Annotated in this window: 27 protein-coding genes, 1 tRNA gene and 1 riboswitch; of the genes, 14 read left to right on the top strand and 14 right to left on the bottom strand. The window is 40.8% G+C overall.

The genetic code is table 11. The features are described 5' to 3' along the window. Positions 1 to 106 precede the first annotated feature (106 nt). The 3 genes from TV75_RS05660 to TV75_RS05650 all read right to left on the bottom strand — a co-directional run bounded on the left by TV75_RS05660 (position 107) and on the right by TV75_RS05650 (position 1,948). Positions 107 to 529 (bottom strand): GNAT family N-acetyltransferase, encoded by a 423-nt coding sequence (locus TV75_RS05660; protein WP_044337657.1) that lies wholly within the window; start codon positions 527 to 529, stop codon positions 107 to 109. 3 nt (positions 530 to 532) lie between these two features. Next, positions 533 to 1,051 carry a YjcG family protein gene (locus TV75_RS05655; protein ID WP_044337656.1) on the bottom strand — a complete coding sequence of 173 codons (519 nt, stop codon included), beginning with the start codon at positions 1,049 to 1,051 and terminating at the stop codon, positions 533 to 535. Positions 1,052 to 1,222: 171 nt separating this feature from the next. Next, a complete protein-coding gene (locus TV75_RS05650; protein ID WP_044337655.1) occupies positions 1,223 to 1,948 on the bottom strand; it encodes an alpha/beta hydrolase in 726 nt (241 codons plus the stop codon). A gap of 151 nt (positions 1,949 to 2,099) precedes the next feature. Between TV75_RS05650 and TV75_RS05645 the strand changes: the two genes are divergently transcribed. The 4 genes from TV75_RS05645 to TV75_RS05630 all read left to right on the top strand — a co-directional run bounded on the left by TV75_RS05645 (position 2,100) and on the right by TV75_RS05630 (position 6,573). Next, complete coding sequence (locus tag TV75_RS05645) at positions 2,100 to 2,654, top strand: phosphatidylglycerophosphatase A family protein (RefSeq protein ID WP_044337654.1); 555 nt, start codon at positions 2,100 to 2,102, stop codon at positions 2,652 to 2,654. Between the two features lie 312 nt (positions 2,655 to 2,966). Then, positions 2,967 to 3,959: a TAXI family TRAP transporter solute-binding subunit gene (locus TV75_RS05640; protein ID WP_044337653.1), complete on the top strand. Its 993-nt coding sequence runs from the start codon at positions 2,967 to 2,969 to the stop codon at positions 3,957 to 3,959. 123 nt (positions 3,960 to 4,082) lie between these two features. Then, positions 4,083 to 4,601: a DUF1850 domain-containing protein gene (locus TV75_RS05635; protein ID WP_044337652.1), complete on the top strand. Its 519-nt coding sequence runs from the start codon at positions 4,083 to 4,085 to the stop codon at positions 4,599 to 4,601. After that, positions 4,588 to 6,573 carry a TRAP transporter permease gene (locus TV75_RS05630; protein ID WP_044337651.1) on the top strand — a complete coding sequence of 662 codons (1,986 nt, stop codon included), beginning with the start codon at positions 4,588 to 4,590 and terminating at the stop codon, positions 6,571 to 6,573. The genes TV75_RS05635 and TV75_RS05630 overlap by 14 nt, the downstream gene beginning before the upstream one ends. Before the next feature lie 56 nt (positions 6,574 to 6,629). On the opposite strand, the gene TV75_RS05625 is transcribed toward TV75_RS05630, so the two are convergent. Then, entirely contained in the window at positions 6,630 to 6,854 is a 225-nt protein-coding gene (locus TV75_RS05625; protein WP_044337650.1) for a hypothetical protein, read from the bottom strand. Positions 6,855 to 7,001: 147 nt separating this feature from the next. Between TV75_RS05625 and TV75_RS05620 the strand changes: the two genes are divergently transcribed. Both TV75_RS05620 and TV75_RS05615 read left to right on the top strand, forming a co-directional pair. Next, positions 7,002 to 7,073 (top strand) — tRNA-Val (locus tag TV75_RS05620). Between the two features lie 696 nt (positions 7,074 to 7,769). After that, on the top strand, positions 7,770 to 7,970 hold the full coding sequence (locus tag TV75_RS05615; protein WP_034763533.1) for a cold-shock protein: 201 nt from the start codon (positions 7,770 to 7,772) through the stop codon (positions 7,968 to 7,970). Between the two features lie 123 nt (positions 7,971 to 8,093). Here the strand turns inward: TV75_RS05615 and TV75_RS22485 are convergent, their stop codons facing one another. After that, the gene (locus TV75_RS22485; protein ID WP_301280415.1) at positions 8,094 to 8,225 is read right to left on the bottom strand and encodes a hypothetical protein; all 132 of its coding nucleotides are present in this window, start codon (positions 8,223 to 8,225) and stop codon (positions 8,094 to 8,096) included. 185 nt (positions 8,226 to 8,410) lie between these two features. Here TV75_RS22485 and TV75_RS05610 point away from each other — a divergent pair, with 185 nt between their 5' ends. The 3 genes from TV75_RS05610 (at position 8,411) to TV75_RS05600 (ending at position 11,607) form a co-directional block, all read left to right on the top strand. Continuing rightward, complete coding sequence (locus TV75_RS05610; protein WP_044337649.1) at positions 8,411 to 9,178, top strand: 3-hydroxyacyl-CoA dehydrogenase; 768 nt, start codon at positions 8,411 to 8,413, stop codon at positions 9,176 to 9,178. Positions 9,179 to 9,292: 114 nt separating this feature from the next. After that, complete coding sequence (locus TV75_RS05605; protein WP_044337648.1) at positions 9,293 to 10,438, top strand: acyl-CoA dehydrogenase family protein; 1,146 nt, start codon at positions 9,293 to 9,295, stop codon at positions 10,436 to 10,438. A 14-nt stretch (positions 10,439 to 10,452) separates the two neighbouring features. Further along, complete coding sequence (locus tag TV75_RS05600) at positions 10,453 to 11,607, top strand: thiolase family protein (RefSeq protein WP_044337647.1); 1,155 nt, start codon at positions 10,453 to 10,455, stop codon at positions 11,605 to 11,607. Positions 11,608 to 11,717: 110 nt separating this feature from the next. Here TV75_RS05600 and TV75_RS05595 read toward each other — a convergent pair whose 3' ends face one another. Both TV75_RS05595 and TV75_RS05590 read right to left on the bottom strand, forming a co-directional pair. Next, positions 11,718 to 12,644: a nucleoside hydrolase gene (locus TV75_RS05595; protein ID WP_044337646.1), complete on the bottom strand. Its 927-nt coding sequence runs from the start codon at positions 12,642 to 12,644 to the stop codon at positions 11,718 to 11,720. 118 nt (positions 12,645 to 12,762) lie between these two features. After that, the gene (locus tag TV75_RS05590; RefSeq protein ID WP_044337645.1) at positions 12,763 to 13,623 is read right to left on the bottom strand and encodes a MurR/RpiR family transcriptional regulator; all 861 of its coding nucleotides are present in this window, start codon (positions 13,621 to 13,623) and stop codon (positions 12,763 to 12,765) included. A 163-nt stretch (positions 13,624 to 13,786) separates the two neighbouring features. On the opposite strand from TV75_RS05590, the gene gndA reads away from it, so the two are divergent. Next, on the top strand, positions 13,787 to 15,199 hold the full coding sequence (gene gndA, locus TV75_RS05585) for an NADP-dependent phosphogluconate dehydrogenase (protein WP_044337644.1): 1,413 nt from the start codon (positions 13,787 to 13,789) through the stop codon (positions 15,197 to 15,199). Positions 15,200 to 15,242: 43 nt separating this feature from the next. Here the strand turns inward: gndA and TV75_RS22070 are convergent, their stop codons facing one another. Then, positions 15,243 to 15,419, bottom strand: a complete 177-nt coding sequence (locus TV75_RS22070; RefSeq protein WP_172655620.1) for a hypothetical protein — start codon at positions 15,417 to 15,419, stop codon at positions 15,243 to 15,245. 126 nt (positions 15,420 to 15,545) lie between these two features. Next, a complete protein-coding gene (locus TV75_RS05580; RefSeq protein ID WP_044337643.1) occupies positions 15,546 to 16,322 on the bottom strand; it encodes a SurA N-terminal domain-containing protein in 777 nt (258 codons plus the stop codon). A 642-nt stretch (positions 16,323 to 16,964) separates the two neighbouring features. Then, positions 16,965 to 17,145: riboswitch (cobalamin riboswitch) on the top strand. 145 nt (positions 17,146 to 17,290) lie between these two features. On the opposite strand from TV75_RS05580, the gene TV75_RS05575 reads away from it, so the two are divergent. Both TV75_RS05575 and TV75_RS05570 read left to right on the top strand, forming a co-directional pair. Beyond that, complete coding sequence (locus TV75_RS05575; protein WP_437176697.1) at positions 17,291 to 19,540, top strand: ribonucleoside-diphosphate reductase subunit alpha; 2,250 nt, start codon at positions 17,291 to 17,293, stop codon at positions 19,538 to 19,540. A gap of 19 nt (positions 19,541 to 19,559) precedes the next feature. Next, complete coding sequence (locus tag TV75_RS05570; protein ID WP_044338030.1) at positions 19,560 to 20,597, top strand: ribonucleotide-diphosphate reductase subunit beta; 1,038 nt, start codon at positions 19,560 to 19,562, stop codon at positions 20,595 to 20,597. 355 nt (positions 20,598 to 20,952) lie between these two features. On the opposite strand, the gene TV75_RS05565 is transcribed toward TV75_RS05570, so the two are convergent. Further along, positions 20,953 to 22,419 (bottom strand): aldehyde dehydrogenase family protein, encoded by a 1,467-nt coding sequence (locus TV75_RS05565; RefSeq protein ID WP_044337641.1) that lies wholly within the window; start codon positions 22,417 to 22,419, stop codon positions 20,953 to 20,955. 19 nt (positions 22,420 to 22,438) lie between these two features. Beyond that, positions 22,439 to 23,182, bottom strand: a complete 744-nt coding sequence (locus tag TV75_RS05560) for an SDR family oxidoreductase (protein WP_044337640.1) — start codon at positions 23,180 to 23,182, stop codon at positions 22,439 to 22,441. Positions 23,183 to 23,356: 174 nt separating this feature from the next. Between TV75_RS05560 and TV75_RS05555 the strand changes: the two genes are divergently transcribed. Next, positions 23,357 to 23,686 (top strand): DUF3243 domain-containing protein, encoded by a 330-nt coding sequence (locus tag TV75_RS05555; RefSeq protein WP_044337639.1) that lies wholly within the window; start codon positions 23,357 to 23,359, stop codon positions 23,684 to 23,686. Between the two features lie 44 nt (positions 23,687 to 23,730). Here TV75_RS05555 and TV75_RS05550 read toward each other — a convergent pair whose 3' ends face one another. The 3 genes from TV75_RS05550 to kynA form a co-directional block, all read right to left on the bottom strand. Continuing rightward, complete coding sequence (locus tag TV75_RS05550) at positions 23,731 to 24,183, bottom strand: OsmC family protein (RefSeq protein WP_044337638.1); 453 nt, start codon at positions 24,181 to 24,183, stop codon at positions 23,731 to 23,733. Positions 24,184 to 24,288: 105 nt separating this feature from the next. Then, positions 24,289 to 24,489, bottom strand: coding sequence for a cold-shock protein (locus TV75_RS05545; protein ID WP_034763568.1), 201 nt, complete (start codon positions 24,487 to 24,489; stop codon positions 24,289 to 24,291). 215 nt (positions 24,490 to 24,704) lie between these two features. Beyond that, a complete protein-coding gene (kynA, locus tag TV75_RS05540; protein ID WP_044337637.1) occupies positions 24,705 to 25,544 on the bottom strand; it encodes a tryptophan 2,3-dioxygenase in 840 nt (279 codons plus the stop codon). A gap of 403 nt (positions 25,545 to 25,947) precedes the next feature. Between kynA and TV75_RS05535 the strand changes: the two genes are divergently transcribed. Next, a complete protein-coding gene (locus TV75_RS05535; RefSeq protein WP_044337636.1) occupies positions 25,948 to 26,760 on the top strand; it encodes a YihY/virulence factor BrkB family protein in 813 nt (270 codons plus the stop codon). Positions 26,761 to 26,783 lie beyond the last annotated feature (23 nt).

Below are 26,783 nucleotides of genomic sequence, written 5' to 3'. Positions count from 1 at the left end.
TCTCATTATCGACGAGTTGATAATGTAATATACTTCTTTATATGGGAATTGATAAAGCAAAAAAGGAACAGGCAATTAAGCTGATCTGCTTAATTGCCTGTTCCTTTTAGATATCCTTTTTCATCGCTTTATGAGGGATTCCTGCGTCCAGAAATTCATCAGACGTAACTTTGTAGTCTAAGCTCTCATAAAAAGGGATTGCATATGTTTGAGCATTTAATTTTAATTGAGATAAGGGCAGTTGCTTAGCGTATTCTTCGATGGCGAGCATGATTTCACGACCTGCTCCTTTTCCTCTAACAGACTCTAGAACGCATATTCTTTCCACTTTCCCGATTCCGTCGAGAATACGGAATCGACCGGCACCTACTGCGTGGTTTTGATCGTAGAGGACAAAGTGTGTGGAATCATTTTCGAATTCATCGATTTCTTCTTCAAGGGGAACCTTTTGTTCTTCCACAAACACTGTCTTTCTTATGTTGAATACTTCTTGGATTTGATCTTCTGTTTTGGCAACTTCGACTTTCAACTCTTACTCTTCCTTTCCTAAACGGAAGGTTTCGTATACTGTCCAAGACCCGTTTTCTAATTGATACAACAAGTGAAATCGGTCAATGGTTTCTTCATGATCGATTCCAAGCATACGCAATGATCCGAAAATATCGGAGTGTTCATCATTTGAAAGCTTTTGTGCGACAGTTATGTGAGGAACGAAAGCGAATTCCGGCTCGTCACCCATGAAGTTTTGACTATGCATGTCATCGTGTAACCCTTCCAGTTCAGGAGTGGAATTCACCTTGAAATAAATCACATTGTTCACAGGCTGAAAAGAACTTACTTTATACACCTTAAGATTGAATGGATCGTATTTCTTTGAAATAGCAGCTAATTTATTAGCGATATCTTTAATCTGATCATCATCTGCACTAAAGACATTTTTTAATGTCAAATGTGGTGGAACTAAAGCATAATGAGGATCATAACGTTTCCTATAAGAGTTTGCGATATCTTGTAGCTTTTTCGATGGGAAAATGACTATACCATAATTCATTTTCTTCAATCCTCCTCTATTTAACTATCTTTGTAATATGTATAGTATAGCAAATTTTTCAAAAATTTAATATAGGGCGAACGAAAGAGGGAAGGTACTTTTCAAAATGTAAAAAATAGCTTCCCTGCGTTCATTTGATGTGGATGCTTGTCAGGATGGATGAGTAATTGTTTAGCTGAACATCATCTTCAAGGCACGTCTTAGATCAGGCTGCCAGTGTTTCCAAGTGTGGTCCCCGTCGAATTCATCATAAAAGGAAGAGAATCCATTTTGATCGAATGTTTGGTGGAGCTGACGGTTGGGATTTAAGAAGTCTTTAACTTTGCCATCGGTCGTTTTCACCTCTGTTTCTTGCTGACCAATGATATGGTAAATGCTTAATAGGTGAGGTTGTGAGAAGTTTTCCACTGCCTCTAACACTTTCTCGTTGACGAAAGGTGACTGAAGGAGAACCTTGCCGAATGTATTTGGATATTTCAATGCGGTCATTAGTGAAACTGTCGCTCCTAATGAATCACCAACCAGGGCACGGCCCATCCCCATATGATAGGTAGGATAATGCTCGTCCAGATAAGGGACCAATTCATGTGCTAAAAAGCGAATGTAAGCATCATTTTCTTCACCGTGTGGGTGATATTTTCTTCTGCGATCCTCAACATCTTTATAAGGAACCCCGACGATAATCATGTTTTCAATTTCCCTGTTTTCGAGAAGTTCATCGACTAACCTAGGTATTCTTCCAAGCTGGAAGTAGTCTTTCCCATCCTGGGTAATCAGGAGTGAATATTTATAGAGGGGAGAAAAAGTTGCTGGAAGGTATACGAGCATCTTGATCTCTTCATTCAGTTCTTTACTAAAGAGGTTTAATTCGGTTACAGTTCCTCTTGCGGTTGTCATGACGATAGCCTCCTATAATCAGTGTTAACGTTTACAGAAAGATTGTATCATATTCTCCAGGATAATTCCCTAAAGCGGATTGCAATACGAAAATTCAAAACAATGCTATAATTTATGTAAGTTGATGGACTGTTTAGAGAGGGGTATTGAAATGAGCAAACCTGTACATTCAAGAGATGTAACCAAAGCTGCCTTGCAGAGGCTGAAAGATAGGGGCGTATTAATAGAGGATATTGCTGAAATCGTCTATGAAATGCAGTATCCATATAATAATGGATTAAATATGGAAGATTGTATCGACAGTGTGAAGAAAGTGCTGTTGAAAAGGGAGATTCAGCATGCAATTCTCGTAGGGGTGGAATTAGATCAACTTGCTGAAGAGAAGAAGCTTTCAGAGCCCCTTCAATCGATTGTTGAATCAGATGAGGGTTTATTTGGAGTTGACGAGACGATTGCATTGGGTGCAGCACTTGGTTATGGTAGCATCGCTGTCACTACCTTTGGTCATCTTGATAAAAATAAGATTGGTATCATCCGGGACCTTGATACGAAAAACGGGAACGGTGTACATACCTTTTTAGATGATATCGTGGCAAGTATTGCGGCGAATGCATCTTCAAGAATTGCACATAGCTTGAGGGATCGTGAAGAAAATATCTCAGAAGAAGATAAGATGAAGTTTGAGGATGAAGAGTTAATAGGTTAGAATGCATCTTGATATATACCAGATGGACTGAAGAGGTATTCTTCCTTTTCAGTTTTTTTATGGACAAATATGCCCTATGAATGAAAAAAACGGGTGGGGAATGTAACCGCTTTATACATTCTCTATACATTTGTGAAATAACTGACAAGATTGGAACAAGCCACATTACGGGTCTGGAGTGCAATGTACTGTGTGAGGATAGTTTTTTTATGAAAAATGTTAAAGGTTTATGTATTTGATTTGACAAGATTGTTACAGACTGTGTTACAATTATTTCGTTAACGTATAAAATTTAATAGGGGGAATTAGAATATGAAAAAACGCAGTTTATTTCTAAGCACTGCACTACTTCTAGTTCTATCTGTCGTTCTTGCTGCATGTGGCGGCGGATCAGGTGGAGGATCATCTGAGGGTGAAGGTAACAAAGAGGTTGACTTCATTGGAATTGCTACAGGTGGAACAGGGGGTACATATTACCCGTTAGGCGGAACATTCGCTAAGATCATTGAAGATGAAACAGGAATCAAATCCTCGGCTTCTACTTCTGGGGCATCGGCTGAAAATATGGCTGCCATTAAAGACAGTAAAACTGAAATCGCTTTTACACAAACCGATATCGCATCTTATGCATCGGAAGGAACTGAAATGTTCAGCGATAATAAAGTTGAAAACGCAAGAGGAATCGCCACTCTATATCCTGAAACGATTCAAATCGTCACAACAAAGGATTCAGGTATCAAATCCGTTGAAGATCTGAAAGGAAAAGTTGTTTCTGTCGGTGAAGCCGGATCTGGAACATTACTGAACGCGAAACAAATTTTAGAAGTTCACGGAATTACGTTAGAAGACTTAGAAGCTCGTAATTTATCATTTGATGACTCAACAACTGGTATTCAAGATGGCACAATCGATGCAGCGTTCATCACTTCCGGTACTCCAACAGGAGCGGTTGAAGGGTTGGCAGCTACGGAAGACATCGCAATCGTCCCTGTAGAATCCGGCAAAATCAGTGAGCTGATCGAGAAATATCCGTACTACTCTGAGGACGAAATTCCTTCTGGTACGTACAGTAAAGTCGATGAGGCAGTGACAACAGTTGCTGTTCGTGCAATGTTAGTAACAAATGCCGATATTTCCGAAGATGTAATCTATGATGTTACGAAAGCCATTTTTGAAAATACAGATGCAATCACTCATGCCAAAGGTGAGTTAATCAAGGCTGAGGATGGACTGAAGGGTATGGGAATTGAATTGCATCCTGGTGCGAAGAAATACTTTGATGAAAAAGGCGTTTCAATGGAATAAATCCACACCAGAAGATGGACGAAGGGATAGGCCGCTTATAACGGTCTATTCTTTTGTTTTGGAAAAGGCTAAATATCTGGAGAAATAAGCCAGTAGATAAAATGGAATGGTGGGGACTTCGTTTTGAAGAAATATTCATTTTCAGGAGCAATTCTCATTATTCCCGTTCTCTTAATCATCATCTTTATACCCTTTCAAACTTTTATAGTAATCGAACCCAGGAATACAGATGGGACCGCCGCCCTTTTCAAACTTCCTGACGATCATTCATTTTCGGTTCGTTACACCCATTCTATTCATCTCTCAGAAGTAGAAGAGTTTTATCGCCAATCTACAAATCAAATTCAACAAACAAAGCTACTTTATGAAGATACTGCCATAGGTATGCCTGCGAATGCAGAAGGAGATGAAACCTTCAAAGTAACAAAAGAAGGAAAATATTTAATTTCAAATATGAATAAAGTGTTTCCGTTCATTGATATCCGAATCGGGCAGGTAGTTGCCAATCATCGACTCGTGATCGATGATAAGGCCTATCCTTTAGCCGACTATTTCGATAAAGGGTCTGTCGTCCGGGTTCAATTAAAGAAACAATCACTTTATGATCAGTGGAGAGGAGTGACTGTTGTTGGAAAAAGATAAAGAATTTGAATCATTGACCTCCGAACAACAACAAGAATTACTAGAAAAGTACGATCCTGAATCATCGACGAGAAAGCTCCATCATGGACTGTTCAAATGGATCATATTCTTTGGTTTATTAGCATTTTCATTATTTCAATTAGTAGCATCCATCTTTCAATTCATCCCTAGACAATTATTATTATCCATACACCTGGGGTTTGCTTTATCACTTGTCTTTCTATTATTCCCGGCAAGAAAGAAAAATTTACGCAAAGATAAAGTGGCTTGGTATGATGTCGTTCTCTCTATCATATCTGTCGGGATTGGTGCGTACTGGCCAATCATGCAGGATGACATTGTCAGCAGAGTCGGATTAATGACATCACTTGATTTTTACGTTGGTTTTGCTGCGATGATTTTAGTATTAGAAGCAACCCGTCGCGCGGTCGGTTTGCCCATCACCATCATTGCTTCTTCATTCATTCTCTATATGTATTACGGAAGATTGATGCCTGGATTCCTGGCACATAGAGGCTATGATTGGGACGATATCGTTAAAACGATGTTCTTCACAAGTGAAGGGATTCTTGGAACGCCATTATATGTTTCAGCAACCTTCATATTCCTATTCCTGTTATTCGGGGCTTTCCTCGTTAAAACGGGAGTGGGTCAATACTTTAATGATTTAGCTGTTGCGATCGCCGGTAAACGCACGGGTGGTCCTGCAAAGGTTGCCATATTCTCGAGTGCACTGCAAGGAACGATCAGCGGAAGTTCCGTTGCGAACGTTGTAACATCGGGATCCTTTACGATTCCAATGATGAAAAAGCTTGGCTATCGTAAAGAGTTCGCTGGTGGAGTAGAGGCAGCAGCGTCAACGGGTGGCCAATTAATGCCGCCAATCATGGGAGCTGCAGCATTCTTAATGGTTGAATTTATAGGTGGTATCTCTTACTGGGATATTGCAAAGGCTGCCACCATTCCTGCTCTTTTGTATTTTACAGGAATTTGGATCATGACTCATTTTGAAGCGAAGCGAATCGGTCTTCGCGGTCTTTCAGATGAAGAAATGCCGAATCGTAAAGAAGTTTTAAAGAAAATCTATTTGTTAATGCCGATTCTTACAGTCATTATTTTATTAGTCAGCGGTATGAGTGTAATGCGTGCAGCGCTTTGGTCAATTGTTGCTACAATCGTGATTAGCGCGATTCGGAAAGAGACAAGGATTGGGTTTAGAGATGCAGTCGACGCACTGGTAGATGGTGCCCGTACTGCTCTTTCCGTAGCTGTAGCGACTGCTGCTGCAGGGATGATTGTCGGGGTAGTGACGAAAACCGGATTAGGTCTTACACTTGCGAATGGTTTAGTAGACCTTGCTGCAGACTTAACAAATTCAACAGAAGGTAAATTAATCCTGACTCTGGTGTTTACGATGATTGCATCGATTGTGTTAGGGATGGGATCACCAACAACAGCCAACTATGTAATCACGTCGACAATCGCGGCACCGGCGATCATCCTGTTAGGTGCACCTGAGTTAGCGGCACACTTATTCGTCTTTTATTTTGGTATCATTGCAGATATCACGCCACCAGTGGCTCTTGCAGCATTTGCCGCCGCCGGGGTATCAGGGGGAGAGCCGATACGAACCGGGGTCAATTCTGCTAAATTAGCGATTGCCGCCTTTATCATTCCGTATATGTTCGTCCTGTCACCTGAGTTGCTGATGATTGATACAACCATCCCGAGATTATTATGGGTTGTCTTTACGGCCATAACCGGAATGATGGCAATAGGGGCAGGTATGATCGGGTATTGGTACCGCCGAGTGTATGTTGTTGAACGTTTCCTTTGTGTAGCAGCCGGTTTAATGCTTATCTATCCGGAGGGAAGCACAGACATCATTGGTTTAGTATTATTTGCTGTTATGCTCGCGTTACAATTCTTCATTAAAAGAGAAGACAAGGCACCGAAAAAAGCAACAGCATAAACAAAGATGCGTGAGGCTGACCTGATTAGGTCGGCCTCACGCATTTTAGTTTACAACTAGGATATGGTCCGTTTTGTATAAGGAAGAAGGGGATAAGCGGCCAAAATATCATGTAGTCTGAATCTCCGAAACTCTTTGCGTAAAAAGCAATAGGCAAGAATAATGTCCTCATCGATTTTTTTTACGATGATCTTTCTTTTCGTGCAAATGGATTCAGGAGTCATATAGATGATTACAATGGGGCGTTGGTCCATGAATGAGCGTTGTAATACCGTATTCATTTTGGGCTCCTCTCCTGGAAGTGTACTCACAGTATATGCGAACGAACGTTCTTTTATTCGCGGATTCCCAGAAAATAAATGTTTAGAATAAAAAATGATTGACATTTTTCTCATCATGACTATAATTTAATATATACCTTCCATTGCGACTTGTTAGCTCAGTGGGAGAGCACTTCCTTGACAGGGAAGGGGTCGTGGGTTCGAATCCCTCACAGGTCATACATAAAGAAAGCCTGCATCTTTATAAAGATGCAGGCTTTCTTCTTTTATATGGAGATCAAATCTTTATCAAGGATTCTAAGTATTAAACAGCCAGCACTGTCATGCCATTAAAAGTAAAAAGGACTCTGTTGGCATTCACGTAAGAGTCCTTGAAAAATTATATTATGATATGATCATTCTGTTAGTTGACTTCTAATTCTTCCTCAAAATAAAACGTGCCAGGATGTTCTTTTACGATATACGAGTATCGCTTCATGTTTTTAACGTATTGCCATTTCAATATTGTCACTGTTTCTCCAGTTTCCTTTATCGTAACCATTGCGCCATTACTAAACCGATTTTTTGTGGATTTCATTGGGCACTCCCTTTCATATTCTCTCATTATACCACAGTTTATCCTTCATTTTAGAGTCTCATTAAGGATAAATCTTGATAAAAATATTGTTAGCGCTTTAATGGGCATAAAGGTAGTATTCATTAATAACTATAAAAACATTTGATGGGGGAAGGTCGTGTGAGAGGTCTGACTTTCAAAACTTCTCCTTGAATAACTTGCTTATTTGTTTCATTACTGTTATTCTATAGAAGAATTATTTTTGTCCGGTATACGAGGGAAGAACAAGATTTGGTTTTCACCTGATATCGCAAGAATAGTAATACATTGTGTGTAACGCACTTTAGGAGGCAACAAACATGGAAAATGGTAAAGTAAAATGGTTTAACGCAGAAAAAGGTTTCGGATTCATCGAAGTAGAAGGTGGAGACGACGTATTCGTACACTTCTCAGCGATTCAAGGTGAAGGTTTCAAATCTCTTGACGAAGGTCAAGAAGTATCTTTCGACGTTGAACAAGGTGCTCGTGGACCACAAGCAGCTAACGTTCGTAAAGCATAATCTAACTTTACAGACCCAAAAACAGACTCATTCGTGAGTCTGTTTTTTTTATGGGGACCATAAGAACAAAAACGTCTCTTCCACAGGCTTGTTATCCTGAACTCAATTAAAACCTGTTCTATTTTATTGGTTTTTTCCTAAATCCTTCTTCGTTACTTCACTGCGGATATTGATTTCTTTCGAGAATTCAGTATCGCTTTTTTTGTTGTTTGGGTATTTATTTTTTCTTTCACGATTATCATTTTTATTTGTCATCGTTGTTTCCTCCTGAATTGTTAATGGTTGTCACATTCTTATTTTTGACAAGTGATGCTTCATTATCCTTGGTAAGTAAGGGAAGGGATTTTTAAGTAGACAGAATTTTAAAAACATTATATCTTTTTCCTCCACACAACGCTAAAATTAATGTATATGCTTTTACATGAGTGGAGGGACTTATCTTGGAATTAAAAGAAATAGTGGCTTTGGTGACAGGTGGTGCATCCGGTCTGGGTGAAGCTACAGTAAGAAGGATTATTGATGAAGGTGGTAAGGCCTATATCCTGGATCTCAATGAAGAGAGAGCAGCTGCGTTAAAACATGAGTATGGGAAATCCATTGGTTTTTATCAAACAGATGTAACAAAGGAAAATCAGGTTTCAGAGGCTTTGAACGGGGCCATACAGGCTTTTGGAGGGATAAATACTGTGGTGAACTGTGCAGGGATTGCCCCGCCTGGGAAAGTGGTAGGAAGAAAGGGGATTCATTCTCTTGAGCATTTTTCCAAGGTGATTGAGATTAATTTGATTGGTACGTTCAATGTGATTCGTTTAGCTGCGGATAGGATGATGGGGAATACTCCAAACCAGCATGGGGAGAGAGGGGTTATCGTCAATACAGCTTCAGTTGCGGCATTTGATGGGCAAATCGGTCAGGCTGCTTATAGTGCATCAAAGGGTGGAGTGGTCGGGATGACACTTCCGATTGCCAGGGAGCTTGCAAGGGAGGGGATCAGAGTGATGACGATTGCGCCAGGATTATTTCATACTCCGATGTTTGACACGCTGCCTGATGAAGCAAGAAACTCGCTTGGGAAAATGGTGCCCTTTCCACCAAGGCTCGGTTACCCTTCTGAATATGCTCAATTAGTAAAGAGTATACTCGAGAATCCAATGCTGAACGGTGAAACCATCCGATTAGACGGCGCGATTAGGATGCAGCCTAAGTAACCATTTAAAACTATGGTGAATGTTAACCACTAAATGAATGCATGTTCATTCACTTTTCATGAAAATGAAAACGCTTAATAAAGGGAATCCCATATGAAAAGAGGTTGAGTACGCATGAAACATCCTTATTTAACGGAGGATCATAGCATATTCAGGAGTGCACTTCGAAAATTTTTACTTAAAGAAGCTTATCCTTATTATGATGATTGGGAGAAAAACAGAATGGTTCCAAGGGTCTTTTGGACCAAAATGGGAGAGCAAGGATTTCTTTGTCCCGACATTGATGAAGAGTACGGTGGAAGTGGAGTGGATTGGGGATTTTCCGTCATTATTAATGAAGAATTGGAACGGGTGGGCTCTGGTTTGATCGGTATAGGATTGCACAATGATATTGTGGTCCCATATATATCTGAATATGGAAGCGACGAACAGAAAAAGAAGTGGCTCCCCGCATGCACGAGTGGAAAAATGATTACGGCCATTGCCATGACTGAGCCTGGTACAGGATCAGATTTAGCAGGGATTAAAACGACGGCCAAGCTTGAGGGGGACCATTATATTGTAAATGGTCAAAAGACCTTCATTACAAATGGTATACAAGGGGATCTGGTGATTGTGGCATGTAAAACAGATACGACCATCAGCCCATCTCACAAAGGGATCAGTTTGATTGCCATTGAAAGGGGTGCACCCGGATTCTCCAGGGGAAGAAAGCTGGATAAAGTTGGTTTGCACTGTCAGGATACAGCCGAACTTATCTTCGAAGATTGTAAGGTCCCCAAAGGGAATCTTATTGGGGATGAAGGAAAAGGATTTCATTATCTAATGAATAAGCTCCAGCAGGAACGTCTTGTCGTAGCGATTGCCGCACAGACGGCGTCAGAAGAAATGTTCTCTCTCACGATGGATTATGTGAAGAACCGCCAAGCGTTTGGTAAGAATATAAGTCAATTTCAAAATACACAATTTAAGATGGCAGAAATGGCGACGGATATTGAAATGGGCAGGGCTTTCCTCGATGGCTTGATCTCCGAACATATGGATGGGAAAGATGTCGTGACGAAGGTTTCCATGGCCAAATATAAGCTGACTGAAATGGCCCGTCATATCGCTACTGAATGTATGCAGCTCCATGGGGGATATGGTTACATGGAAGAGTATCAAATCGCAAGAAGGTACCGGGATATTCCTGTAGCAAGCATTTATGCAGGTACTAATGAAATCATGAAAGTGATCATTGCGAAGAATTTAGGATTATAGAAAGGAAGAGGCAGATGAGAGAGGTTGTCATTGTAGAAGGTATTCGATCAGCGGTCGGGAGAAGAAAGGGTTCATTGAAAGATATGAGGCCGGATGATTTGGCTGGAGATATTCTAAAGGGGTTAATGGACAGAACGGGGATTGACCCTGGGCTAGTCGATGATGTCATTTTAGGCTGTGTCACTCAATCAGGTGAGCAGGCTGGTGATATTGCGAGGGTGGCTGCATTGATTGCCGGTTTTCCAATCGAGGTACCTGGTACGACAATCGACCGGCAATGCGGATCGAGCCAGCAGGCTGTGCATTTTGCATCACAAGCAATTCTTTCCGGCGACATGGATGTCGTGATTGCTGGTGGGGTAGAGAATATGTCAAGAACTCCAATCGGTTCAAACTATCAGGGGTCTGCTTTTAGTGAAAAGCTTCGAGAGCAACATGAAATCATACACCAGGGACTATCAGCTGAAAGGATTGCAGAAGAGTATGGATTCAGCCGTGAAGAGCTTGATCAATTCGCATTCACAAGTCATCAAAAGGCGTTAAAGGCACAAGAAGCAGGTTATTTTGATAGGGAAATTTATGAGGTGGCGGTTAAAGGACCGGACGGAACTTCTTTTTCATTTTCTAAAGACGAGGGACCAAGAAAAGAAACGTCTTTGGAAGTACTGGCAAGTTTAAAACCTGCATTTAAAGAAGATGGAATCATTCATGCAGGGAATGCTAGCCAAATTAGTGATGGGGCAGCCGCACTTCTTCTGATGACAAGAGAGAAGGCAGAAGAATTAGGGTTGAAGCCACGAATCAAGGTCCATACACGCGTCGTAGTGGGTTCTGATCCAACCCTTATGCTTACCGGCCCAATACCCGCAACGAAGAAAGCTTTACGTAAGGCAGGAATGTCGGTGTCGGAAATTGATATTTTCGAAGTGAATGAAGCTTTTGCGCCAGTGGCCCTTGCGTGGTTAAAGGACATGGGAGCAGATCCTGCAAAGTTAAATCCAAATGGGGGAGCAATTGCCCTGGGACACCCCCTTGGTGCGAGTGGTGCTCGAATCATGGTAAGCATGATGCATGAGCTTGAACGTTCCGGGGGGAGATTTGGCCTCCAAACGATGTGCGAGGGGCATGGGATGGCAAATGCCACGATCATTGAAAGACTGGACGCCTGAGAAATTGGATGCAGACCTAAAGGTGAAGTGGATAAGAAGCTGGAGAAGGATGCACGGGAATATCGGAAGTGAAAGAGTAGGGACGGAACCTTGGAACAAGGTCCGTCCCTCTACTTGCTCATGATCGTCATGAAATCATGGATAAATGCCTGGTAATCCAGTGAAAGGTAGATTTTTGTAGTAGACTCTTTTTCTTCTGAACCGACACGGAAATCAGCTATGGACTCCCCGCGGGCTTCTCCAAAAATTTGAACATCTACATCCCTCTTGAGGTAGCTGCCCATGTCAGGGTTCATGAGTAAAGAGAGGGTCAGGACATCGTGGAGGGGAGCTCCGCTAATACCCGGGATCAGCTTCTGATAAGCTTGTAAATAATAATCATATACTTTATCAAGGATTTTAATCAAAGGACTTGAGGAGGCATTCTGGATTTCCTGGATTTGCGACTTCGTAATGATCGCTTTATTTGTCACATTCAGTGGTACCGATGTAATATTTTTCACTTGGGTCATGACAAAATTACTGGCAACGGGATCACCATAAAAGTTTGCCTCAGCTAATTTAGTGACGTTCCCTGGTACAAAAAAGGCGCCACCCATAATGTGAAATTCTTTAATCTTCTCTCCAAACTTATCATCCAATATAAATGCCACGGCTAAAGAAGTATTTCGTCCTACATCCACAACCACAATGTCCTTAAAGTTTTCCACCAAGTTAAAGATTTCCGAGAAATTCAATAATTCCCCTTTTATTGTATCAGGTGGACGAATTGGCCCTAACCCTTCTTTCCCATGAATCTCAGGATAGTAGACTGGGTATTCCCCAGTACAGGATCGAGTGGCACCTCCGATGATCGGAATATTCGTTTGATTGGCCAGGTGAAGCAAATAGGCGACATTATTCGTTGCCTGTTCTTTATCCACATTCCCATAACCTGATACAATTCCAATAATATTAATTTCCGGGTGTAAAAGAGCGTACATGATCGCTATGGAGTCATCGATTCCAGGATCAGCAAAAAGAAGTATGTTCTTCATTTAGTAATCTCCTATAGATATGATTTGTTCCAATATATGTATAGGATAATGTAATATGCTGCACCTTTAGCCCTTGATCAAAAAAAGACTATCCTTCAGATAGCCGTTAGTGGATATACTATATTTTCTTAATGGAGATAGCGTCACGCATTTTAAGCAAAGAGTCTTTCGACAGTTCTTTTCTTTTCATCATGGTATTAACATATAGTGCATCCACAATACTAAGCTGACTAATCCTTGAAGCAAGTGCTTCTGACCGATACTCGGTCTCCTGAGATACGGTAAATAGAGGAATATCGACGCCATTGCTTAGAGGGGATTTAGCAAAATGAGTGATGGCAATGGTTTTGACACGATTTTTCTTGGCAACTTCCAGCACTTCCATTAAATCTTTGTTCGATCCTGAATGAGAGATAAACACAATCACATCTTCTTCTGTTAGTTGAGAAGCCGAGATAATCTGCATATGAGAATCATTGTAAGCCGTAGTGGTCATCCCTGTTCTAAGAAACTTATGATGAGCATCCATGGCAACAAAGCCAGATCCACCCGTTCCGTAAAATTCGATTCTTCTGGCACTAAGCAGCCCTTGAACGGCTCTCGTGAACATCTCCTCGTCCAGCAAACGTGATGAATCCTCTAGGGTTCTAATATTAGATCGGAACACTTTTTGGGCAATAACTCCTTCAGAGTCCTCCTCATTGATCGTTTCATGAATATCTTTAATAGGATTTACAAGGTCCGAAGCCAGGGAAATCTTCATGGCCTGGTAGCCTTTAAAGCCTAATCGCTTACAGAATCGGAAGACTGTGGCGTCTGCAACCCCCAGGTCCTCTGCTACACCACTAATGGTGGAGTGGATAATTTTTTCAGGATTAGCAATAATAAAATCTGCAATCATCTTTTCTTTTTCACTGAATTGGGAGTAATGGGTTCTGATTCGTGGCAAGCAATGTTGTACATTTTCATCGGTATTCATGTATAACCTCCATTTTGCATTTACTACTGATGAAAATAATTTTAACCTAAATAACAAAATAAAAAAATATTATTTCATAAAAAACACACCACGGAAAATTATTTCGTATTATAATATAAACGGTGAAAATATATTTACTCGATTTGAAAGGAATGTTCAATCTATGACAAAACAACAAATAGGAGTCGCTGGCGTCGGAGTGATGGGAAAGAGTCTGGCCTTGAATTTCGAAAGCAGAGGCTATTCAGTTTCTATATATGATGTTTCTGATGAGAAGGTAAGGGAAGTTCTTGAAGAACATCCGGGAAAGAAAATGGTCGGTACACACGATGTGAAGGAGTTCGTCCAGTCATTGGAAACACCACGAAAAATATTAATCATGGTACCTGCCGGTAACATCACCGATAAAGCGATTGAGTCATTGCTTCCTCATTTAGATCAGGGAGATATCCTGATTGATGGTGGAAACACATACTTTGAAGATACGGTCCGCCGCAATAAGGAACTTGATGAAAAAGGAATCAACTTCATCGGTGCAGGCGTCTCGGGCGGGGAAGAAGGCGCTTTATACGGTCCTGCCATCATGCCGAGCGGTCAGAAGGAAGCATACGATTTGGTCGAGCCTTTCCTGACAGCAATTGCTGCAAAGGTAAAGGGCGATGCATGCAGTACATATATCGGTCCGGATGGATCAGGGCATTATGTGAAAATGGTCCATAATGGAATTGAATACAGTGATATGCAGCTTATCTGTGAAGCGTATTATCTTATGAAGAATGTATTGGGTTTAAGCGCAACAGAGCTGCATGAAATATTCAAAGAATGGAACGCGGGGGAGCTAGACAGCTACCTGATTGAAATCACGGCGGATATTTTCACAAAAGTGGATGAAGAAACAGGAAAGCCCCTTGTTGACGTGATCCTGGATACAGCAGGGCAGAAAGGAACTGGGAAATGGACGAGTATTTCTGCACTGGAATTAGGTGTACCATTATCGATCATTACTGAATCTGTGTTTGCCCGTTTCATTTCTGCAATGAAGGAAGAAAGAGTGAAGGCAAGTAAAATCTTAAGAGGACCAAGAAATAAGGAGTTCTCAGGTAACAAAGAAGAGTTTATCGAAATGATTCGTAAAGCGTTGTATTTAAGCAAAATTTGTTCATATGCACAGGGTTTCGCCCAGCTTCAATCTGCTTCGGATGAGTATAACTGGGACCTGAAGCCCGGCGATATTTCCATGATCTTCAGAGGTGGATGCATCATTCGTGCAGGCTTCCTGGAAGAAATCAAGAAAGCTTATGATCGTGAACCGGGATTAACGAATTTACTTCTTGACCCATATTTCAAGGAAATCGTAGAAAACTATCAGGAGGAAGCTAGGGAAGTGGTGGCTACAGCCATTAAGTTAGGGATCCCTGTACCAGGTCTTGCGAGTGCTTTAGCATATTATGACAGCTATCGCTCTGAGTCACTGCCTGCCAACCTTCTTCAAGCCCAACGAGATTACTTTGGAGCCCATACGTATCAGCGAGTGGATAAGGAAGGAACATTCCATACGAATTGGTTATCCAAATAAAAGAGTGCCCTGTGGGAATCCCACAGGGCTTTTGATTTACGTATTATTCTTTGCTTGATGAGTCATCTTTCGTATGATGTTTATTTTTCTCGTCCAGCTGCTCTTTTTTTAAGTCATCGAGGGGAATTGGATCCACATTTTGCTCACTTTCATGCTGATCGAGAATGCCGTCATGATCTTGATTGATTTGTTCGGGATTGTCATTGGCCCTCTTCGTCATAATCTTTCATCCTCCCTTAATGAGTCGTTGTTGTACCATACCCTTCTTGATCAGAGAAAAACATAATGGGGGAATAGAACATAAGAAAGCCACCTATCTGTATAGGTGGCTTTCTACAATGATGCTTTAGATTTTTACATCGACTTTAGCATTTTTCTTTAAATCTTCTACATGCTGAACAAGTTTTTCTTGTTTTTTCTGTTGTTCTAACTGAGTCTTGATCTGAGGTTTAACTTCTTCGAATTTTGGTGCGTCCTTTGATTCACCTTGACCTTGCTGACTTGCATACTGATCGTAAAATTTCTTCATTTCCTCTTCAGAGACTTCTTCTACTTTGATTTCTTTCTCAACGTAGTTTGTGTATTTGATGTTTTCAGCGATTTGAGTTTTTAACTCATCCATCGTAAATCCGGCTTTTTTCATTGCGTCTTCAAATTTCTTTTCATCACCATACTGCTTTTTAACTTCTTCCAATTGTTTATTGATTTCGTCTTCAGATGCTTTGTAGCCTTTTTGATCGGCCTGCTGCATTAGGAGTGTTTGTCCAACTAGACTATCAATCGTTTGTTCTTTTATTTTCTTTGCTGCATCTTTACTTGTCGGGTCTTGTCCCATCTGTTGATACTGCATTTGTGATTGAGTCAATACGTTATTGAAATCTTCACCTTTAATTTTTTCGTCGTTTACAATGGCAACGATCTTATCTTTTTCAACCTTCTGTTCATCCATTTTCTTCTGCATTTCTTCCATTTGCTTCGCTTGATCTTCTTGAGCCTGTCCATCGCTTTTTTCTTCTGTTTTCGCTTTATCGTCAGCTTGTTTTTGGCTCTCCTCGTTCGAACCGCAAGCGGCTAGTCCAATCGTTAATAATGTCAATAGTAAAGCCGTTAATAATTTTTTCATAATAGACTCCTTTCAGAAGTAAGGTGTGATTTCAAACAATCACTTAATGCGCATTTTAAATGAAAAGCCAGTAAAAAGAAAGTATTTAAGCCGAAAAGTATAGATTGTAATAAGGTTGAAATACAGTGCATTACTAATATGGTCCCTCTTTCACTATAATGTATGCAGTTACATCCGACTGTCAACTGCCGGGCAGAAATGAAAATGTAAGAACTCTGCTGCTAAAAAAAGAGGCTGTTTAAATCGAGATATCTTCCTCCATTTAAACAGCCTATAAAAAATATTGGGGACCAAAGAATACTGTCAAACAACCTTCTATTTGAATTATAGAGAGTGCTTATCATTTTCTCAACTAACATATAGGAAGGTGTCGGGGGACTAGTGTCCTTTTGAACATACTATTCAATCTTCTCCTATTCTTTTCATGGAAAATAATAATTATAAGCATATTTCAAAGGGAGGATTTTTCCTTCCTTCTTTATTACATATCTTGACTTTACGAGTGTAATAGCGTGATACTAGTAAAGGATTCTAGCTTCAAAACAAAATAAATAGTTTCACTTGTAAAATTATTTTTAATCGTTTATGATTTAACAGAACACAACATTTTGTGTTCTGTTTCATTAATTAAACTATATATTGATAATGACCTGTGAATAGGGTGTCTGAATGGACTTAAAAGGGAATCCGGTGTGAATCCGGAGCTGTCCCCGCAACTGTAAGTGCTGACGAAATAAGGAACTGCCACTGTCGTATACGATGGGAAGGCCTTAGAGTAGGGTGAAGCATGAGTCAGGAGACCTGCCTTGTTTATCATGTATTATCTTCTTCGGGAATTGGGAGGATAAAGCGAGGATTGGAATAGGCCCTTTAGCCTATGCATATATCTATCGTACATAAAGCCCATCCGCTAAGAAGGATGGGCTTTTTTTGACTCCTTCCCACACTGTATAAATTTGGGAGGAATGATGATGTCAATCGTATCACAGGATCAAAGGATCACAATGGAAGCGAAAGCGATTCTTACAAAACTCCACAGTCGCTTTCCACACCTAGATTTTAAAGAATTCGATGAAAAGATTTTTAAGTATGCAGAAGGTCAATCTGAATCGAGCAAAGAAAAGCTATATCATTTCATGATCCTCACGGCAGTCGAACGAATTTCTGCACATGAACCTGATTGGACGTATGTTGCTGCAGAATTATATTTAGTGAAACTCTATCGTACCGTCGCCTATTCAAGGAGAGTTGAAGAAAGCGTGCTTTACAGTTCCTTTTATGAATTGATTCAAGAATTGACTGATAGAAAACTATTTACGACCGAACTATTGGAATCCTATAGCAAAGATGAAATTGACTCTTTAGGGAGGATCATGGACGCATCTAAAGACCATCTGTTTACGTACATAGGGATCGTGACATTGTCAGAGCGGTATTTAACTAAATCCCATGATGGTGAAATCCTTGAATTACCCCAGGAGCGATTTCTAATAATCGCCATGACACTCTTTATGAACGAACCCCGTGATAAGCGGATGGCGCTCATTCAGGAAGCATATTGGGCACTTTCCAATTTGTACATGACGGTAGCAACACCAACGTTCGCCAACGCCGGCAAAAGTCATGGTCAGTTATCAAGCTGTTTTATTGATACGGTGGCAGATGATTTAAGAAGTATTTACGACAGCAATACAGATGTTTCCACATTAAGTAAAAACGGTGGAGGACTTGGTATCTATTTAGGGAAGGTCCGAAGCCGGGGAAGTAATATCAAAGGTTTCAAGGGAGTAAGTTCAGGTGTCATTCCGTGGATGAAGCAGTTAAATAACACAGCCGTATCCGTTGATCAATTAGGTCAGCGTCAAGGAGCGATCGCTGTTTACTTAGACGTATGGCATAAGGACATTTTTCCTTTTCTTGATACAAGATTAAATAATGGAGATGAAAGGCAGCGTACCCATGACCTTTTCACAGGTGTCAGTTTACCTGATTTATTTATGGAGCAAGTGGAGAAGAGAGGGGAATGGTATTTATTTGATCCTCATGAAGTAAGGGTGGTCATGGGGTATTCACTGGAAGATTATTATGATGAACATGATGGAGGAGGTTCTTTCAGGGATAAGTATTGGGAGTGTGTGGAATGTCCCGGTCTCTCAAGGGAAGTCCTCCCAGCAATTGAAATTTTTAAGCGGATCATGATTTCCCAGCTCGAAACAGGAACACCATACATGTTTTACCGTGACACAGTTAACCGGCTAAATGCCAATGGGCATAAAGGGATGATTTACTGTAGTAATTTATGTACGGAAATCGCCCAAAATATGAGTGCGACAGTCATGGAAGAAGAGGTTATAAAGGACGGGAAAATCATTACCTATAAATCTCCCGGAGATTACGTCGTCTGTAACCTGGCATCTGTTTCTTTAGCTAAAGCAATCATGGATGATAAACTGGAAAGAGTCGTCTCCATAGGTGTAAGATTACTTGATAATGTCATAGATATGAATAAACTTCCAGTCCTGCAAGCCCAGTTGACAAACAGGCGCTATAGGGGAATTGGATTAGGAACCTTTGGGTGGCATCACCTCCTTGCATTAAAAGGGTTGAAATGGGAGAGCGATGAAGCCGTTGAATATTGTGATTCCCTTTACGAGGAGGTTGCCTATTACACGATAAAAGCCAGTCATGAATTAGCAATAGAGAAAGGTTCTTATCCATATTTCAGCGGTTCAGATTGGTCCACGGGAGAGTATTTTTCAAAGAAAGGGTATTCTGGACCCAGGTGGGATGCACTCAAGGATGATATTTCTTCAAAAGGAATTAGAAATGGGTATTTAATGGCCGTGGCACCTAATTCATCCACCTCGATCATAGCGGGATCCACTGCAAGTATAGATCCTTTATTCAGATTAGAGTACTCGGAAGAAAAGAAGGATTATAAGATTCCCGTGACAGCCCCTGATTTATCGCCTAAGACTACCTGGTATTACAAAACGGCTTATAACGTAGATCAGCACTGGAGTATTAAACAGAATGAGATGAGACAGCGTCATATAGATCAAGGAATATCGTTTAACTTGTATGTGCGGAATGATATCAAGGCGATAGAGTTATTGTCTCTTCATTTAGATGCATGGAAGTCAGGATTGAAAACGACCTACTATGTGCGATCAACATCTGTTTCAAATTTTGAAGAATGCGAAAGCTGCCATAGCTAACAGGAAGGAAGAAGAGAACGTGAACGAATTAAAGCAGCGAATCTTAATAGATTCAAAGGCCCCAAATAAATCAACAGGTATCGTAAACGGGAAAAGCTCGAATATATTAAACTGGGATGATGTCAGGTTCTCGTGGGCATATCCGAAATATAAGAGAATGCTCGGGAATTTCTGGACACCTTTTGAGATCAACATGGCAAAGGATATCAAGCAGTTCCCTACTCTTTCATCAAGGGAGCAGGAGTCCTTCTTGAAAATCATCGGCCTTCTGGCTCTCCTTGATAGTGTGCAGACAGATTACGCGGGTAAAGTGGCAGACTACCTCACTGATTCCAGCCTGAATGCACTGATGATCATTCTGGCGCAGCAGGAGGTCGTCCATAACCACTCGTACAGTTATGTGTTATCCAGTATCGTGTCCAAAAAGAAACAGGATGAAGTGTTCGATTTCTGGAAGAACGATCCAATCCTAAAGAAGCGGAATGAGTTTATCACGAATGGATATAAAGGATTTGTAGAATCCCCAACCATTGAGAATCTATTAAAGTCGATTGTTTATGATGTGATTCTGGAAGGATTGTTCTTTTACTCCGGATTTGCGTTTTTCTACAATTTGGCCAGAAATCAGAAAATGGTGGCGACCTCTACGATGATCAATTACATCAATCGGGATGAACAGCTGCATGTCGGCTTATTTGAAAAAATATTTAAAGAGGTGCTGAACGAGAACCCTTCTTATGAAACGGAAGAGCTGCGTGACTTTGGACAATCTGCTTTCAAACAGGCAGCTCTCCTGGAAATTGAGTGGGGAAGGGAAATTATCGGATCTCACGTTGACGGCCTCTTAATGAGCGATCTTGAAGATTATATTAAGTTCATGGCGAATAAAAGAGCCAAGCAGCTGGGATTTGAAGAACCATTCCAGGGTTATAAATCGAATCCTCTAAAATGGATCATTGCCTATCAGGAAGTGGATAGAGGGAAGACCGATTTCTTTGAACAGAAATCAAGACAATATACGAAGACTTCGGATGCTAATGGGTTTGATGAATTGTGAAAATTAGAGATCGGGTACTTTGGGTCAGTCACAGATATCTTTTGTCGTAAGTCCAGTTCGCCGTTATATTTGAAATTTCGCCGATAAAAGTACTGATTTCGCCGATAAAATCAGAATTTCGCTGATAAAATCAGAATTTCGCCGATATCCAGCCAACATTTAGTAAAATCAACTAATAGTGAGTGGAATTTTGGTGTCTTGTTACTGAAATGGATCAACTTCCTATCAAAATGCGTTTTTCCAGAACTAAATGCTGTATTTTTCTCATCGAAGCAGTTTTTTATTTTCAGACTTCATACAACTTCATACAATCACCCCCATAAGGAAAGCGAGTCATCACGACTCGCTTTTTGACTTATTTCTTCTCTATAAATGGTCCATAATCTCTTCTCTTATGTTGAACGGCTACCCATTTAACCGTTGTGAATTCTTCAAGAGCCCATTCGCCATTGAAACGGCCAAGGCCAGAATCCTTTTCCCCTCCGAATGGCATATGCGGTTCATCATTCACAGGTTCATCATTAATATGAATCATCCCGGTCTGCACTTGGTGGGCAAGATTCGTCGCTCTCTCTATGGAGGAAGAGTGTACTGCTCCACTGAGGCCGTATGGATGTTCATTGGCCAAGCGGATCGCCTCATCGTCATCTTCAAACGGGATGATGGCTGCTACGGGTCCAAAGATTTCATTCTTCGCAATCGGCATTGAATTGGTTACATGAGTCATTACTGTAGGGTGCAATAAGTTATTATCTGCGTGGCCTCCTAATACAACTTCCGCTCCTTGTTCCTTGCTGCTCTCAATATCCTTCAGGATTCGGTCTGCTTGATCTTGATCAATTAACGGACCGATATGGGTTGTTTTATCTGAGGGATCTCCTGCATTTAGTTCTTTTACACGTGATACAAAGGTTTCGATAAATTTATCGTATATGCCTCTTTGAACCATGATCCGATTTATGGACATGCAAATTTGTCCTTGATGATAGAACTTACCGAATAGGGCAGATTCAACCGCCTGTTCAAGATCCGCATCATCCAAGACGATAAAGACGTTATTCCCTCCTAACTCAAGGGCGGTCTTCTTCAGGTTTTTTCCTGCAAGCTCACCTATCCGACGTCCCACCTCAGTGGAACCTGTGAAGGAGATTAAACGCGGAATCGGGTGAGTGACGATATCATCACCGATTTCTGACCCCTTTCCGACGACTACATTCAGTAATCCCTTTGGCAGTCCCGCTTCCTCAAAGATGCTTGCAAATAATAACCCGCCTGTCACAGGGGTGTGGGTAGCTGGTTTAACCACCACACCATTTCCGGTTGCTAAAGCCGTTGCGATTGAGCGTACAGCTAAATGGAAAGGGAAATTCCAGGGGCTGATTACTCCCACAACTCCCAGTGGTTCTCTATAGACACGGTTTTCTTTCCCGGGCACTTGAGAAGGCAGGATTTTTCCTTCCATTCTGTAAGGGTAGGTTGCCGCCTCCTTCATACTATTAATGGAGACCTTCACTTCGCCTGCCGCTTTCATGTATGTGCTGCCAGACTCTTTGATGAGCCAATCAATGATCAATTCCTGATTGTTTTCGACGACATGGACGGCTTTTTCCATCACTTCTCTTTTTACTTGAGGAAGTTCCTTCGCCCAGGTTTCTTGAGCTTTTTGTGCTGATTTATAAGCGGTGTCGAGATCTTCTTTACTGGCAGCTTTAATGGAACCAAGCTCTTTATCATCGAATGGGTTTTTATTGGGGATCATATTCTCACTGCTTCCATTAACCCATTCTCCATTAATAAATAGTTTATCGAATTGTGTATTCATGATTCTTCCTCCTTGTTGTTTACATATCTTGTCGGGTAGGGCGTACGATGATTTCATTTACATCTACATGGTCCGGCTGCTCGACGGCGTAAGAGATCGACTTCGCTATATTTTCACTGTCGAGTGGCTTCATGTCACGATCTTTGAACGCGGCTAATATATCTTCATCCGTAATCGTTTCTGTCAGTTCGGTTGCAACTGCACCTGGACAGATAATTGTTGTACGAATGTTATGGGAAGCGTTCATTTCCTGCCTTAAGCCTTCTGTAATCGCACGAACGGCATATTTGGTCCCGCTATAGACGGAGCTTCCGGGCATCACTTTATGACCTGCTACGGAAGAGATATTAACAATATGTCCTGACTTTTGTTCTTCCATATATGGGAGAACAGCAGATATTCCATAAAGTACTCCTTTAATATTCACATCAATCATCTGATCCCATTCTTTAATTTTTCTTTTATTTATTAATGAAAGGGGCATGAGTCCTGCATTATTTACTAGAATGTCAATATGGCCGGCCAGTTCTACCGTCTTTTTAGCCAGTTGTTCCATTTCTTCTGCATTCGTCACGTCTGTTACATGGTAATAAGCAGTTCCGCCCAATTGTTCAATCTCATCCTTCAATTCTTGTAATCGTTCTTCGCGTCTTGCCGCAAGCATCACGGTTATATCTTTTGAGGCTAATTCCTTCGCGGTAGCTTGTCCGATCCCACTGCTTGCTCCTGTAATAATGGCAACTTTCTTCTTATCATTCTTCATTTTTTTCGTCCTCCTCATTTTCTAGTGTCCACTATATTGTTTACACTCTGGAGCAAAGGATTAAACAGGAAGGAGAGAGTTGGGGTTTCCGTTACCAATAATATGTATATATATGTTTAACTCTTCCAGTGGTGGGAATATACATACTAGATTGAATGAGAGGAGAGATTTTACATGGCAAATCATTCTACAGAGGAAAAAATGGAGTCGAAAGTAGACAGTGCGTTAGACAATATGTCTCAGGACAAGAAAGAGGATATTCTTTCAAACTTTGATCATTTTAAACAATACTTAGGTAATAAAGTTTCCTTGGCTGATAAGTTAGGGATGAATGAAGAGCAGCAAGCTAAGGCAGCCCAGAAGGTAGGGGATTATCTTGCAGCACATGAAGAGCCGAAGAATAGAGAAGAGAAGTTATTATATGAATTATGGAAAGCGGGTAACAAGGATGAGCAGCATATGCTTGCCCATATGTTAGTGAAGCTTGTTCACGCTGAATCATAATCGCTTTCAATAAAGGTAAGGGCATCCGCTTGGGTGCCCTTTGTTTATGACTTTGATAGATGAAGGGTGGGATCAACTTTAACAGTGACATTCCCCTTGATTGCACGGGTGATCATACAAGACTGCTCGGCTTTCAACAACAGTTTTTTAGCAAGGGAGATGTCTTTTTCTGTAAGGGAGGGGACTAATGTCAAGACAGGACGATGAATGATTTCCTTATACGTAATAACTCCTTTTTCCACTTCTACAATTCCTTCAGATGTCATCGTTAAGCCGGTTTTCCCGATGTGGCTTCGTTCAAGCATTGCGGCCAGTGTAATGATGTAACATGTAGCTGCAGCCCCCAGAAGCATTTCATCAGGGTTTGTTCCAATCCCAGGGCCGTCCATTTCCGGTGGAATCGATATTTTTGTTTCTAAATTTCCTGAGCTCAAGGTTCCTACATCGTTTCGTAAACCCGGCCAATCCGTCGTGATATGAAAAGAGTGTCGAGTCAAAATTACAGCCTCCTAGTTTGAGTGATATGACTATTGTAAACGCCTTAATGGATGAGGGCAAAGAAAAAAGACCCTACAGAGTAGGGTCTTCGTCAGTAGCATGAATTATGCTTTAGTAACGTTAGCAGCTTGGTCGCCACGGTTTCCTTGAACGATTTCGAAAGAAACTTTTTGACCTTCTTCTAAAGTTTTGAATCCTTCGCCTTGAATAGCTGAGAAGTGTACGAACACGTCGTCTCCACCTTCGCGCTCGATGAATCCGAAACCTTTTTCTGCGTTAAACCATTTAACTGTACCTTCTAACATAATGTTACCTCCTCGTGTGTTCTCCACACAATTGTATTACTATTCTTGCTCATGTAACTTCAAGGCGAAAAGCTTTAAAAACTTTGTCTATCCTTCCATTCCGAACAAAAATAATTCTCTTACATAATATCAGGTAACCATATAAAAGGCAACCCTTACGAATGATGGAAATAAAAATAGGCTGATAGAATGCGTGAATATTACGTCAATTATTTTCAAAGATTCGTACGGACATTCCACAGCTCAGGGAAGAACCGATGGTCAAGGACCTTTTTTAAATAGCCTACTCCGCTTGATCCTCCCGTGCCCATTTTATGCCCGATGATCCGTTCAACGGTTTTCATATGTCGGAAACGCCATTGTTGAAGCCAATCCTCAATATCGATCAATTTTTCGGCTAATTCGTATAAATCCCAATATTGATCGGTATGCTTATAGACTTCTGTCCAGGCTTCCAATACAGACTGATCTTCCGTGTAAGGCTTCTTATAGTCCCGAAGAAGTACATCCTCGTGAATGGGTAAGCCTGCTTTTGACAGTGCGAGGATGGAAACATCATAGAGGGAAGGGGCTTCGTATGCCTCTTTTAGCTGGGCTAATAACTCAGGATCCTTCTTATAAATTTCCAGTACATGTTTCGTTTTGTATCCGAGGGCAAATTCGATCATTCTATATTGGTAGGATTGAAATCCTGAGGCTTGCCCAAGACTGTCCCTGAACTCGACATACTCTGAAGGAGTAAGTGTGGATAGTACATCCCAGGCATGAATGATTTGTGATTGGATTTTTGAAACGCGTGCCAACATTTTAAATGCAGGAGAAAGTTCACCTTTTTGAATGGAAGTGATACTAGCCTTGATTTCATGAAGGATCAATTTCATCCATAACTCGCTTACCTGATGAATGATAATGAATAACATTTCATCATGGTGACCGGATAAACGTTTCTGACTATGGAGTAGTGTATCCAGACCAAGGTATTCACCATAGGTCATTTTATTAATAAAGTCTGTGTATACATCTTCATTCCCCATTATTTCCTTATTGTTGCCCATATCAATTCTCCCTTTCCTTTCGTCTGTTTTAAACAGTGATGCAAGAAATTTCCGTTCTACTATTCATTTCTTGAATGAACGGGAGAAATCCTTTATTAGTTTTGGATGTTTTCTATTTCATCATGTGAAAATATATCCCCAATATAGAAAATAACGATAATATCGAATGATTTATAATGCATAAAGGTGAATGGTGTGGAAAAATTTATCTTTTTTTCTCATTGAAATTTATGGCATTTGTTAAAAAGGGGCTCCTCCATTATTCTAAGTATTTGTCAACGCTTACCATATTGAAGGGAAAATGAAGAAGGGACAAATGCTCATGCAAATCAGATCAATAATGATTGAATTGTGAGTGAAAGGGGAAAATAAGAATATCATTCCTATATAGGAGTTTAAAATCATGAATATCTTACATCATATCAAGATGGTGACCGTTCGTTTTTTTAAAGAACGCTTCTTCGATCATTCTGCACAGTTGGCGTATTATTTGTTATTATCCATTTTTCCGTTTTTAATTTTTGTCTTCTCGTTGATTAGTTATCTGCCCATTTCAGAAACCAATGTATTGCTTCTCATTAAACCATTTGCACCTGATAAATCGTACGCCATCATTCAAAATAATATAGATCGTATTTTGTATGACCAACGGGGAGATGTGTTGTCCATTTCCATCTTCTTTACGTTCTGGCTTTCCTCTATGGCCGTCCAATCCATGGTGAGATCATTGAATAAAGCATATAAGATTGAGAGGAAGAAGCCCTTTCTGGTTGCGTTATTGTATGATCTTTTATTGACAGTCGGTTTTATGTTCCTTATTTCTTTTTCTCTTATCGTACCGGTGGTTGAGGAATATATCCGTCACGCACGATTCACAGAGGGGAGGATTAACGGAGAATGGAGTCAAGCATGGGTCATAGGAAAATGGGGCTTAAGTTCACTCTTTATGCTCATACTCTTCCTGTTTCTATATATGGTTGTTCCGAGTAAACGAATTTCCTTCCTGCATGTCATTCCCGGTGCACTAGTCGCTACCTTTGGCTGGCAGGGGGTTTCCTGGTTATATGGTACGTATGTGAAATTGAACGATTATTCCCAGTTTTATGGTCAGCTGGGCAGTGTCATTACGTTGGTTGTATGGTTCTACATTTCTTCCACGATTTTATTGATTGGTGGATTATTGAACGGGAGTGTAGCTGGGAAGAAGGTGAAATAGGAGAACCGCTTGGCTTGAATGCC

The sequence above is a fragment of the Rossellomorea aquimaris genome (assembly GCF_000935355.1).
GTDB classification, from domain to species: domain Bacteria; phylum Bacillota; class Bacilli; order Bacillales; family Bacillaceae_B; genus Rossellomorea; species Rossellomorea aquimaris_B.
The sequence above is the reverse complement of the archived record's forward strand: the minus strand, read 5'-3'. Positions and strand labels throughout refer to the sequence as shown.